Genomic DNA, 12,077 nt, shown 5'->3' on the forward strand with positions numbered 1-12,077 from the left:
CGTGAGCACTCCCCGCCCCGACTGGGCGCCCGCCGACCTCAGCCCCCTGGACGCCAAGCTGGGCATCGAGATCGTGGACTTCGACCCCGACCGGCTGGTGGCCACGATGCCGGTGGCGGGCAACGAGCAGCCCTTCGGCCTGCTGCACGGCGGAGCCACCTGCGCGCTCGCCGAGACCGTCGGCTCCTGGGCGGGCGCGCTGCACGCGGGGCCGGGCGGCCAGGTGGTCGGCGTCGAGCTGAACGTGAGCTACCTGCGGGGGGCCACCGGGGGGACGGTCACCGCGGTCTGCACCCCGGTGCGGCGGGGCCGGACGCTGGCCACCTTCCTCATCCAGGTCACCGACGACGCGGGCCGGCCCACGGCCAGCGCGCGGCTGACCACGATGGTGCGCAGCCGCTGATCCATCCCCGAGGGCCCGAGCGCGCCCGGGTCGCACCGGCTGAGCCCGGTCCGGTAGGTCGCAGTTGTGTCACGGGACACGTCCGGGGACCCAGGACCGTCACACAGGTGGGCTAGGGTCCGCACCCGATCGTCCTGCGGTCACCGGCCGTCCACCGGGCCACCCCCGGCCGGGCACCGGCGTCCGCACCCCCCCACCGACGGCCCAGGAGGTCGAGTGACCCACGCACCCCACCGTGCCCAGGCGCACGGTGCCCGGACGGGCCCCCCGGGCCCCCGAGCACGGGGCCGGCGGGTGATCACCCGCACGGCCGACCGGGCCCGGCGACCGCTCGCCCTCACGCTCCTGCTCGCCGCGCTGGCCGCGGTCTTCGCGGTGCTGCTGCCCGCGGGCGTCGCCGCCGCCGAGGGCGAATCGGTGCGCGGCACCCTGCAGACCAGCCGGTCGGGCCCGATCGAGGGCGTCGAGGTCACCGTCACGACCCCCGGCGGCGACGAGGTCGGCACCGCCGAGACCGACGAGAACGGCCGCTGGGAGGTGGAGCTGCCGGGGCCGGGCCAGTACGTGGTCTCCATCGACGGCGACGCCCTGCCCGACGGCGTCGAGCTCAACGGCGAGGCCAGCCGCACGGTCACCGTCGACACCGGCCGCAACCAGCCGGTGAACATCGGGCTCAACGACGGCTCACGCAACTCCGGGGGCGGCAACGTCCGAGCCGTCCAGCTGTTCGTCGACGGCCTGCGGTTCGGGTTGATCATCGCCGTCTGCGCCGTCGGCCTGTCGCTCATCTTCGGCACCACCGGGCTGACCAACTTCGCGCACGGCGAGCTGGTCACCATCGGCGCCGTCGTGGCCTGGTACATCAACGTGCAGGGCGGGGTGCCGCTGATCGCGGCCACGCTCATCGCGATGGTGGCCGGCGCCGGGGTCGGGGCGCTCAACGAGCTCGCGCTCTGGCGGCCGCTGCGCCGGCGGGGCACCGGCCTGGTGGCCGCGCTGGTGGTCTCGATCGGGCTGTCGCTGCTGCTGCGCTACGCCATCCAGATCGTCTACGGCGGGTTCAGCAACCCCTACGCCGAGTACCAGTCGCAGCGGGCCGTCGACTACGGGGTCTTCACCCTGACCAACCGGGCGCTGGCCACCATCGTCATCGCGGTCGTCGTCCTGGTGCTGGTCGCCCTCATGCTGCAGCGCACCAAGATCGGCAAGGCGATGCGTGCGGTGTCGGACAACCGGGACCTGGCCGCCTCCTCCGGCATCGACGTCAACCGGGTGATCCTGGTCGTCTGGATGATGGGCGGCGCGCTGGCGGCGCTGGGCGGCGTCCTGCTCGGCCTGTCCGACCAGGTGCAGTGGGACATGGGCTTCCGCCTGCTGCTGCTCATGTTCGCCGGCGTCACCCTCGGTGGCCTGGGCACCGCCTACGGCGCCCTGGTCGGCAGCGTCATCATCGGTGTGTTCGTCCAGATGTCCACCCTGGTCATCCCGGACGACACCAAGTACGTCGGAGGTCTGCTCCTCTTGATCGTCATCCTCGTCATCCGGCCCCAGGGCATCCTGGGCAGCCGGGCCCGGATCGGTTGAGCCGATGAGCGACCTGATCGACGCCCTGCTCATCGGCGTGAAGGCCGGCCTGGGGTTCCAGGCCATCTTCTTCGCGCTGCTGGCCATCGGGATCAACGTCCACTTCGGCTACACCGGCCTGCTCAACTTCGGCCAGATCGCCTTCGCCATGCTCGGCGGCTTCGGCATCGCCATCTCCGTCAGCCAGTGGGGCCTGCCCTTCTGGGTCGGCGTGCTGGTGGGCATCGCGGCCGCGGTGGTGCTGGCCCTGCTGCTCGGCCTGCCCACGCTGCGGCTGCGCGCGGACTACCTGGCCATCGTCACCATCGCCACGGCCGAGGGGTTGCGGCTGCTGTTCCGGTCGGTCTCGGCCACGCCGGTCACCAACGGCACCCGCGGCCTGTCGGCGTTCAACCAGAGCTTCATCGCGCTGGCCCCGTGGGACACCCAGCGCCGCTACCGCATCCTGGGCACGTCCTGGAGCGGCGGTGAGCTGTGGGTGGCCCTCGTCGGCTGGATCATGGTGGCGCTGGCCTGCCTGCTGGTGTGGGCGCTGGTGCGCAGCCCGTGGGGCCGCGTGCTCAAGGCCATCCGCGAGGACGAGGACGCCGTCCGCGCCCTGGGCAAGAACGTCTACAGCTACAAGATGCAGGCCCTGGTGCTGGGCGCGGTCTTCGGTGCGCTCGGCGGCATGGTCTACGCCGTCGGCACCGGGTCGGCCATCCCCGACCAGTACCAGAACGCCAACACGTTCCTCGCCTACGCCGCCCTCATCCTGGGTGGCGCCGCGCGGGTGCTCGGCCCGGTCGTCGGGTCGATCATCCTGCTGTTCATCCTGCAGTTCGCCGACACCTTCCTGCGGGCACTGATCAGCAACGGCGTCATCCCCGACGCCCTGCTGTCCTCCACCGACGTCGCCCAGATCCGGTTCGTGCTGGTCGGGGTCGGGTTGATGCTGCTGCTGGTCTTCCGGCCGCAGGGCATCTTCGGAGACCGACGAGAGGTGATGCTCGATGCCCGCTGACCCGAACACCGGCTCGACCGCCGCGTCGCACGCCGCGCCCCCGGCCCGGCTGGCGCAGAAGGCGCTGGCCGACCTGCCCTGGGAGGTCGGCGTCGCCAAGCCCGACGCCACGCTGGTCGTGGACAAGGTCACCCGCACCTTCGGCGGCCTCACCGCGGTGTCGGTGGACCACCTGGAGATCCAGCGCGGCGGCATCACCGGGCTGATCGGTCCCAACGGGGCCGGCAAGACCACGCTGTTCAACCTGCTCACCGGGTTCGACCAGCCCAACACCGGCACCTGGACCTTCGACGGCAGGTCGCTGGGCCGGATGTCCCCGCACCAGGTCGCCCGGCTCGGCGTGGTGCGCACCTTCCAGCTGACCAAGGCGCTGTCCCGGCTCACCGTGCTGCAGAACATGCTGCTCGGCGCCCAGGGCCAGTCCGGGGAGTCCTTCCTCAAGGCCCTGGTGCCCGGCACCTGGAAGGGCCAGGAGAAGGCCAACACCGAGAAGGCGATGGAGCTGCTGCGGCGGTTCAAGCTCGACGCCAAGAAGGACGACTTCGCCGGCATCCTCTCCGGCGGACAGCGCAAGCTGCTGGAGATGGCCCGCGCGCTGATGAGCGACCCCAAGGTCGTCATGCTCGACGAGCCGATGGCCGGGGTGAACCCGGCGCTGACGCAGTCCCTGCTCGGCCACGTCAAGGACCTCCGCGAGGAGGGCATGACGGTCGTGTTCGTGGAGCACGACATGGACGTCGTCCGCGACATCAGCGACTGGGTGGTCGTGATGGCCGCCGGCAAGGTCATCGCCGAGGGCCCGCCGGAGTCCATCTCCCAGAACAAGGCCGTCGTCGACGCCTACCTGGGCGCCCACCACGACGCCCCGCTGACCAACGAGGAGGAGGATCGCGTCCTGGCCGAGGCCGAGGCCGCCATCGCCCGCGAGGAGGGCGTCGCCCCCGGCGGGACCACCGACCCCTCGTCCCGCGGGACCATCTCCAGCGAGAAGGGCCAGGACCGATGAGCGACCCCGTGCTCGACCCCGACGCCGAGTCCACCCCCACCGCCGCGACCGAGGAGCTCTCGCCCGCGGAGAAGGCAGCCACCCGGGAGGAGCACCTCAAGCTCGCCGAGGGCGCCCTGGTGCGGGCCGACGACCTCGTCGCCGGGTACGTCCCCGGGGTCAACATCCTGCGGGGCTGCGACTTCTACCTGCAGGACGGCGAGCTGGTCGGCATCATCGGCCCCAACGGCGCCGGCAAGTCCACCCTGCTCAAGACGCTGTTCGGGCTGATCCCCGTCCGGTCGGGCGCGGTGACGCTGCGCGGGGAGAACATCACCTCGGCCCCGGCGCACAAGCTGGTGCAGCTGGGCGTGGGGTACGTGCCGCAGAACAACAACGTGTTCCCCTCCCTCACCATCGCCGAGAACATGCAGATGGGCGTCTACCTGCGGCCCAAGACGTTCAAGGAGCGGTTCGACTACGTCATCGACCTGTTCCCGCTGCTGGGGGAGCGTCGCAACGGCAAGGCCGGGGCGCTGTCCGGCGGCGAGCGGCAGATGGTGGCCATGGGCCGGGCGCTGATGATGGACCCGTCGGTGCTGCTGCTCGACGAGCCGTCGGCCGGGCTGTCGCCGGCCTACCAGGACGAGGTGTTCATCCGCTGCCGGCGGATCAACGCCACGGGCGTCTCGATCATCATGGTCGAGCAGAACGCCCGCCGGTGCCTGCAGATCTGCGACCGCGGCTACGTCCTCGACCAGGGCCGCAACGCCTACACCGACAAGGGCAAGGCGCTGATGAACGACCCCAAGGTCGTCGAGCTCTACCTGGGCACCCTGGCCAAGGCCCAGTAGCACCCGCACCCAGCCCGACCGGTGCCGGTCGTCCCCAGCGCGGGACGACCGGCGCCGTGCTGTCATGGGTCGTGCCCCCCGGCCCCGCACCCCGACCCCTCCCGGTGACCCGGGAGCAGCTGCTGGCCCGCTACCGGGACCTCGTGCTGCACCGGCTCCCCGCCCGGGCCCGCGCGGAGGGCTGGGTGGTCACCGCCGACCACTGCTTCGGGCGCATCGTGCTCGACCACGCCGTCGGCGGCTGCTGGTACGGCGTGCTGGACCGAGGCCGCTCCCCCGCCTTCGAGCAGCTGGACGACGGCCGGCTCGCCGCCGCGGTCGCCCTCGCCGAGCGGGTGGAGGCCGAGGGCGACCCGCTGCTGCGCGAGCTGGACGCGCGGAGCCTGGCGTGGCGGGGCACGCCGGTGAAGGCGCGGCGGTGAGCGTCCTCGCCGTCGCCCACCTGGCGCTGGTGGCCGCCTACGCCGGGTTCCAGTGGACCGTGCGGGTCGTGGTCTACCCGCAGATGGCCGGGGTCGGTGAGGGGTTCGCGGCCTACGAGCGGGCCCACCAGCAGCGGATCAGCCGGGTCGTGGGACCGCTGTTCGCCGGCCAGGGGGTCACCACCGTCTGGCTGCTGGTCCTCGTCGTCCGCGGGTCCGCCCCGGCGCTCCCCGTGCTGGCCGGCGCGGTCTGCCTGGCCGTGGTCCTCGCCACCACCTGGCTGGGGGCGGTGCCCCAGCACCGGGTGCTCGACCGCGGCTGGGACGACCAGGCACACCGCCGGCTGCTGCGGGTGGACTCCACCAGGGTGGCCGCCGCGACCGCCGGGCTCGTCGCGGCGGTCTGGCTGGCCCTCGCCTGAGACGCAGAGCGGCCCGGCTCCCTCACGGGGGCCGGGCCGCTCTGTCGTGCGTGGATCAGGTCAGCGCTGCACTGACCTCAGCGCTCAGCGCTCAGCGCTGGGGGCCGATGCCCTGGGCGTTGAGACCCTGGATGATCCGCGAGGACTCCTCGAACCCGATGACCACGATCGCGTCGGGGTTGAAGTCCACCATCTGCTGCACCTCGGAGTCGAAGTTGGCAGCCTGCGGGTCGTAGGTGATCGACACGATGCTGTCCTCGGACAGACCGTCGCTGATCAGGTTGTTGCGGGTGTTCTCGGCCAGACCCGTGCCGTACGGGTCGTTCAGCGCCAGGATGCCCACCGTGTTGTTGCCGTCGGCCCCGATGAGGTCGGCGAGCGCACGGGCCTGCAGCGTGTCCGGGGGCGCGGTGCGGAAGTACAGCCCCTGGTCGTTGTAGGTGGTGAACTGGTCGGAGGTGTTGGCCGGGGAGAACTCCAGCACACCGGCGCCGGTGATGGCGTCGATGACGGTCAGGCTCACGCCCGAGGACGCCGCACCGATGATCGCGTTGACGCCGGACTGCAGCAGGCGGTCGACGGTCTGGGTCGCGGTGTCGGTCGAGGTGTCACCGGAGTCGCCCTCGACGAGCTGGACCGGCTGGCCCAGCACGCCGCCGGCGGCGTTGATGTCGTTGATCGCCAGCTGCACGCCGGCGACCTCCGGCGGGCCGAGGAAGGCCAGGTTGCCGGTCAGCGGCAGCAGCGTGCCGATGACCAGCGGGTCGCCGGTCGCGCCGGGCGCGGCGTAGGCGGGGCCCTCGTCGGTGGTCGCGTTGGCCTCGTCGCCGGCGATGACGTAGTCGGTGAGGCTGTCGTCGATCTGGTTGTCCTCGCCGAACTGCAGCAGACCGAAGGACGCCTGCGCGGGCTCACCGGCGTCGGTGAAGCTCAGCGGGCCGGTGATGCCGTCGTAGTCGACGTTCCCGCCGGAGTTGATGATGTCCAGGCAGCCCTGGAAGTCGGTGCAGGCGTCGCCGCCGACGGTGATGCCGTTGACGTAGGGCCCGAAGGTGGTGGCCTGGTTGCTGCCCGCCGCCTGCGCCGCGAGAGCGGTGATGATCACCGCGTCGTAGGACTCACCGGCGTAGTTGAAGTCCTGCAGGTTCGGGTCGACCTGGAGCAGGCGGTCGGTGAAGTCGCCGGACAGCTCGGTGAGGGGCGTGGTGCCCTTCATGCCGGCCAGCGCGCCCTCCTCGCTGAAGTCGTTGCCCAGGGCGTTGCCCATGTTGCCGTCGGTGCCGTAGACGTTGACCTGCTTGCTGCCGCCGTCGTTACCGCCGCTGCTGCCCGACGCGTCGCTGTCGCTGCCGCCGCCACAGGCGGTCGCAGCGAGCAGGACCGCACCGGACACGGCGACGGCGCGGGCGAAGGTGCCAGTGCGCATCAAGTGACTCCCAGTGTGGTGGATCGTGCCTCCGCCGGGCCGATCCGGGCGCGGTGGCACCCGTACCTGTCCGGTCAGTGGCAGGAACCTAACCGTCAACCGGGACCGCATCGGCCCTTCCGACCGCACCGTGATGCGGTTGTGACCTCAGCAACGCCCCCGACGCACGGCAGACACACCGGCCCCAGCCGGGACGACCCGGGCGGGAGCGGGCCGAGCCGGGTCAGGACGATGCGGCCTCCGGGCCGGCCTCGCCGGTGAGCACCCGCTGCGCCAACGCCTTCATCGACGTCCGCTCGTTCATCGCGGTGCGCTGGATCCAGCGGAACGCCTCGGCCTCGGTGATGCCCCGGTCGGCCATCAGCTTGCCCTTGGCCTGCTCGACCACCTTGCGGGCCTCCAGCCGCTCCTTCAGGTCACCGACCTCGGCGTCCAGGGCGGCCATCTCGGCGAAACGGCCGACTGCCACCTCGATGGCCGGCACCAGGTCGGCCTTGGAGAACGGCTTGACCAGGTAGGCCATCGCACCGGCGTCGCGGGCCCGCTCGACCAGCTCGCGCTGGGAGAAGGCGGTCAGGACGATCACCGGGGCGATCCGGGCCGCCGCGATCTGCTCCGCGGCGCTCAGCCCGTCCAGCACCGGCATCTGCACGTCGAGGACGACGAGGTCGGGGCGGAGCTCGCGGGCGGAGTCGACCGCGGCCTGGCCGTCGCCGACCTCGCCGACGACGACGTACCCCTCCTCCTCCAGCATCTCCTTGAGGTCGAGGCGGATCAGTGCCTCGTCCTCGGCGATGAGGACCCGGGTCGGCTGCGCGCTCACGTGGCTCACCCTATCGATGCCCGCCGGCCACCGCGCCGTACTCTCCGCCACGGGCCCCCGTACCCCAACTGGCAGAGGGAGCGGATTCAAAACCCGCACAGTGTCCGTTCGAATCGGACCGGGGGCACCGCCTAGGTTGGACAGCCGTGAGCGGCCACATGACACCTGACGAGTTCCGACGGTTCGGCCACCAGGTGGTCGACTGGGCCGCCGACCACATGGCCCGGGTGGAGTCCCTGCCGGTGCGGTCCCGGGTCTCCCCCGGTGACGTCCGGGCCGCGCTGCCGGCGTCCGCCCCCGAGCAGGGCCTGGGTCCCGAGGGCATCGACGCCGTCCTCGCCGACCTGGAGCGCATCGTCGTCCCCGGGCTCACCCACTGGCAGCACCCCGGCTTCTACGGCTACTTCCCGGCCAACACCTCGGGCCCCTCGGTGCTGGGCGACCTGGTCAGCTCGGTGCTCGGCGTGCAGGGCATGTCCTGGATCACCAGCCCGGCCTGCACCGAGCTCGAGCAGCACGTCATGGACTGGTTCGTGGAGCTGCTCGGGCTGCCCGAGGCCTTCACCCACGGCAGCACCGGCGGCGGCGTCGTGCAGGACTCCAGCTCCGGGGCCAACCTCGTCGCGCTGCTGGCCGCGCTGCACCGGGCCACCGGCGGGCGCACCGTGCGCAGCGGTGTCGAGCCGGGGGCGATGACCGTCTACGTGTCCGCGCAGACGCACTCGAGCATGGAGAAGGCCGCCCGCATCGCGGGCCTGGGCACCGACGCCGTCCGGGTCGTGCCGGTCGACGGCGACCTGGCGATGCGGCCCGAGGAGCTGGCCCGCAGGCTCGACTCCGACGTCGCCCGCGGCTTCACCCCGGTGCTGGTCTGCGCCACCGCGGGGACGACGTCCACCGGCGCGTTCGACCCGCTGGCGGCCCTCGGGCCGATCTGCCGGGACCGCGGGGTCTGGCTGCACGTGGACGCCGCCTGGGCCGGTGTCGCTGCCGTCGCGCCCGAGCTGCGGAACCTGCAGGACGGCGTGGAGTGGGCCGACAGCTACACCACCGACGCGCACAAGTGGCTGCTCACCGGTTTCGACGCCACCCTGTTCTTCACCGCCGACCGGGCCGCGCTGACCGGGGCGCTGGCGATCCTGCCGGAGTACCTCCGCAACCCGGCCACCGACAGCGGCGCGGTGGTCGACTTCCGCGACTGGCAGATCGAGCTCGGCCGCCGGTTCCGGGCGCTCAAGCTGTGGACCGTGCTGCGCTGGTACGGCGCCGAGGGCCTGCGCGAGCACGTCCGCGGGCACGTGGCGCTGGCCCAGGAGCTCGCCGGCTGGGCCGCCGCCGACGACCGCTTCGACGTGGTGGCGCCGCACCCGCTGTCGCTGGTGTGCCTCAAGCCGCGGTGGGCCCGGGGCGTGGACGCCGACGTCGCCACGATGACCCTGCTGGAGCGGCTGGTGGACGGCGGCGAGGTGTTCCTGACCCACACCACCGTCTCCGGCGAGGTGGTGCTGCGGGTGTCCATCGGCGCACCGGCGACGCAGCGCCGGCACGTGGAACGGCTGTGGACGCTGCTGGGCCAGGCCCACGACTGGCTGGCCGCGGACTTCGCCGAGGCCGCCGCCGAGGCCGAGCGCGTGGCCGCGGCCGACCGCGCGGAGCGCGAGCACACCGCTCGGGAGCTGGCCGCCCAGGCCGAGCGGGCGGCGGCCGCGGCCGAGGAGCCCCAGCCGGTCGAGCTGCAGACGGTGCCCGAGGTCGACCCGGGGGTCACCGCGGCCGACGCTGCGGACGGGGACGGCTCAGCCGCGCAGTGACCGGATGAGGCCCTCCTGGGCCACGGTGGCCACGTGCGTGCCGTCGGCGGCCCAGATCTGGCCCAGGCACATCGCCCGCCCGGCCACCGCGGCCGGGCTGTCGGTCTCGTAGAGGAACCACTCGTCGGCCCGGACCGGCCGGTGGAACCACACCGCGTGGTCCAGGCTGGCGCCCACGGTCTCCCCGCTCCAGCCACCGCCCACCCGGGCCAGCCCGGCCGAGAGCAGGGTCAGGTCGGAGACGAAGGTCAGCGCGGCGGCGTGCACCCCGGCGTCGTCGGGCAGCCGGCCGTGCACCCGGAACCAGCCACGGCTCTGGGTGTGCGGGGGCTGCTTCGGGGTGGGGTCGAAGGGGTCCTCGAGGTAACGCTGCTCCACCGCGACCGCCAGGGCCCGCGCGCCGGTGGCCCGGCCCGGGTGGGCAGCCGCGACCTCGTCGATCCCCGGCAGCCCGTCCGGGCCGGGGACCTGCGGCATCGGCAGCGAGTGCTCGACGACCGGCGACTCACCGGCGGTGAAGTCGGCGGTGAGGGCGAAGATCGCGACGTCCTCGCCCGTGCGGGTCTGCCGGGCCAGCACCCGGCGGGTGCTGAAGCTGCGGCCCTCCCGGATCCGGTCGACCTCGAACCGGATCTCGGTGTGCGGGTCACCCGGGCGCAGGAAGTAGGAGTGCAGGGAGTGCACCCCGCGGCCCGCCGGGACGGTTCGGGTCGCGGCGGTCAGCGCCTGCGCCGCCACCTGGCCGCCGAAGATCCGCTGCAGCGGGGTCTCCGGCGTCCAGCCGACGAACAGGTCGGGCTCGCGCTCCTCCAGCGAGAGCACCTCCATCAGCGCCGCCGCGGGCGAGTCAGGCATGGGTGCCGATCTCGTGCACCCGGATCAGGTTGGTCGAGCCCTGCACGTTGGGCGGGGACCCGGCGACGACCACCACCCGGTCGCCCTCCTTGAGCCGGCCGATCGACATGAGCGAGAAGTCGACCTGGCCGACCATGTCGTCGGTGTGCCCGACCTGCGGCACCAGGAAGGTCTCCACGCCCCACGACAGCGCCATCCGGCTGCGCACCCGGGGGTCGGTGGTGAAGGCCAGGATGGGCAGCCGGGTGTGCAGCGCGGCCAGCCGGCGCACGGTGTCACCGGTGAGGGTGAAGGCGGCCAGCGCGTCGACGTCGAGGGCCTCGCCCACCTCGCGGGCGGCCCGCACGATGGCGCCGGACCGGGACCGGGACCGCCGCTCGAGCTCGGGCACCCGCACCGCGTCGGTCTCGACGGCGTCGATGATCCGCTCCATCGTGCGCACCGCGGCGATGGGGAACTTCCCGACCGAGGTCTCCCCCGACAGCATCACCGCGTCGGCGCCGTCCAGGACGGCGTTGGCGACGTCGGAGGCCTCGGCACGCGTGGGCCGGGAGGAGGTGATCATCGACTCCAGCATCTGGGTGGCGACGATGACCGGCTTGTTGCGCTCGCGCGCGGCCTGCACGGCACGCTTCTGCACCAGCGGGACCTGCTCCAGCGGCAGCTCCACGCCCAGGTCGCCGCGGGCGACCATGATGCCGTCGAACGCCTCGACGATGGCCTCGAGGTTCTCCACCGCCTCGGGCTTCTCCAGCTTGGCGATGACGGGGACCTCGACGTCCTCCTGGCGCATGATCTCGCGGACCAGCTCGACGTCCTCGGCCCGGCGGACGAAGGACAGCGCCACGAAGTCCACCGACAGGCTGAGCGCGAAGCGCAGGTCGGCGGCGTCCTTCTCGCTCAGCGCCGGGACGCTGACGGCGACGCCGGGCAGCGACAGGCCCTTGTTGTTGCTGACCGTGCCGCCCTCGAGGACCAGGCACCACACGTCGGGCCCGTCGACCTCGACGACGGTGAGCGCCAGGTTGCCGTCGTCGACCAGCAGCCGGTCACCGACGCGGACGTCGTTGGCCAGGTTCTTGTAGGTGGTGCCGACCCGCTCGGCGGTGCCCTCGACGTCCTCGACGGTGATGCACACCCGCGAGCCGGTCTCCCAGGTCACCGGGCCGTCGGCGAACCGGCCGAGGCGGATCTTGGGGCCCTGCAGGTCGGCGAGGACGGCGACGGCGTGGCCGACCTTGTCCGAGGCCTGCCGGACCAGGTGGTAGTTGCGCTCGTGGTCGGCGTGCTCGCCGTGGCTGAAGTTCAGCCGGGCGACGTCCATCCCGGACTCGACGAGGGCGGTGATCTGCTCGGCGGACCCGACGGCGGGCCCCAGCGTGCAGACGATCTTGGCGCGACGGCTCATGCCGCTCACGCTAGTGCAGACGACGACACCCCCGGGACGCCGGGCGACCAGGTCCAGGGGGTGTCGCGGGAGACGTCTGGA

General features: G+C 72.7%; 12 protein-coding genes and 1 tRNA gene. 9 read left to right on the top strand and 4 right to left on the bottom strand.

Annotated features, from left to right (window positions below):
* Nucleotide 1: 1 nt before the first annotated feature.
* The 7 genes from NH342_RS02685 (at nucleotide 2) to NH342_RS02715 (ending at nucleotide 5,673) form a co-directional block, all read left to right on the top strand.
* Nucleotides 2–403, top strand: a complete 402-nt coding sequence (locus tag NH342_RS02685) for a PaaI family thioesterase (protein ID WP_253010994.1) — start codon at nucleotides 2–4, stop codon at nucleotides 401–403.
* Nucleotides 404–697: 294 nt separating this feature from the next.
* A complete protein-coding gene (locus NH342_RS02690) occupies nucleotides 698–1,987 on the top strand; it encodes a branched-chain amino acid ABC transporter permease (RefSeq protein WP_253010995.1) in 1,290 nt (429 codons plus the stop codon).
* Nucleotides 1,988–1,991: 4 nt separating this feature from the next.
* A complete protein-coding gene (locus NH342_RS02695; protein ID WP_253010996.1) occupies nucleotides 1,992–2,990 on the top strand; it encodes a branched-chain amino acid ABC transporter permease in 999 nt (332 codons plus the stop codon).
* A complete protein-coding gene (locus NH342_RS02700) occupies nucleotides 2,980–3,996 on the top strand; it encodes an ABC transporter ATP-binding protein (RefSeq protein WP_253010997.1) in 1,017 nt (338 codons plus the stop codon). Before NH342_RS02695 ends, NH342_RS02700 begins: the two co-directional genes overlap by 11 nt.
* Nucleotides 3,993–4,829, top strand: coding sequence for an ABC transporter ATP-binding protein (locus NH342_RS02705; protein WP_253010998.1), 837 nt, complete (start codon nucleotides 3,993–3,995; stop codon nucleotides 4,827–4,829). The genes NH342_RS02700 and NH342_RS02705 overlap by 4 nt, the downstream gene beginning before the upstream one ends.
* A 104-nt stretch (nucleotides 4,830–4,933) precedes the next feature.
* On the top strand, nucleotides 4,934–5,251 hold the full coding sequence (locus tag NH342_RS02710) for a hypothetical protein (protein WP_253010999.1): 318 nt from the start codon (nucleotides 4,934–4,936) through the stop codon (nucleotides 5,249–5,251).
* Nucleotides 5,248–5,673 carry a DUF1772 domain-containing protein gene (locus NH342_RS02715; RefSeq protein ID WP_253011000.1) on the top strand — a complete coding sequence of 142 codons (426 nt, stop codon included), beginning with the start codon at nucleotides 5,248–5,250 and terminating at the stop codon, nucleotides 5,671–5,673. Before NH342_RS02710 ends, NH342_RS02715 begins: the two co-directional genes overlap by 4 nt.
* A gap of 91 nt (nucleotides 5,674–5,764) precedes the next feature.
* Here the strand turns inward: NH342_RS02715 and NH342_RS02720 are convergent, their stop codons facing one another.
* Both NH342_RS02720 and NH342_RS02725 read right to left on the bottom strand, forming a co-directional pair.
* A complete protein-coding gene (locus tag NH342_RS02720) occupies nucleotides 5,765–7,099 on the bottom strand; it encodes an ABC transporter substrate-binding protein (protein ID WP_253011001.1) in 1,335 nt (444 codons plus the stop codon).
* 223 nt (nucleotides 7,100–7,322) lie between these two features.
* Nucleotides 7,323–7,922, bottom strand: a complete 600-nt coding sequence (locus tag NH342_RS02725; RefSeq protein WP_253011003.1) for an ANTAR domain-containing response regulator — start codon at nucleotides 7,920–7,922, stop codon at nucleotides 7,323–7,325.
* A 53-nt stretch (nucleotides 7,923–7,975) separates the two neighbouring features.
* Here NH342_RS02725 and NH342_RS02730 point away from each other — a divergent pair.
* Nucleotides 7,976–8,049: transfer RNA gene (locus NH342_RS02730), tRNA-Leu, on the top strand.
* Nucleotides 8,050–8,068: 19 nt separating this feature from the next.
* Entirely contained in the window at nucleotides 8,069–9,733 is a 1,665-nt protein-coding gene (locus tag NH342_RS02735; RefSeq protein WP_253011005.1) for an aminotransferase class V-fold PLP-dependent enzyme, read from the top strand.
* Here NH342_RS02735 and NH342_RS02740 read toward each other — a convergent pair.
* Together NH342_RS02740 and pyk are read right to left on the bottom strand one after the other, a co-directional pair.
* Nucleotides 9,719–10,588, bottom strand: coding sequence for an acyl-CoA thioesterase II (locus NH342_RS02740; RefSeq protein ID WP_253011006.1), 870 nt, complete (start codon nucleotides 10,586–10,588; stop codon nucleotides 9,719–9,721). The genes NH342_RS02735 and NH342_RS02740 overlap by 15 nt on opposite strands.
* Nucleotides 10,581–11,996: a pyruvate kinase gene (gene pyk, locus NH342_RS02745; RefSeq protein ID WP_253011007.1), complete on the bottom strand. Its 1,416-nt coding sequence runs from the start codon at nucleotides 11,994–11,996 to the stop codon at nucleotides 10,581–10,583. The genes NH342_RS02740 and pyk overlap by 8 nt, the downstream gene beginning before the upstream one ends.
* Nucleotides 11,997–12,077: the final 81 nt, after the last annotated feature.

Origin of the sequence: Klenkia sp. PcliD-1-E, assembly GCF_024124375.1 — a bacterium.
Lineage (GTDB): Bacteria > Actinomycetota > Actinomycetes > Mycobacteriales > Geodermatophilaceae > Klenkia.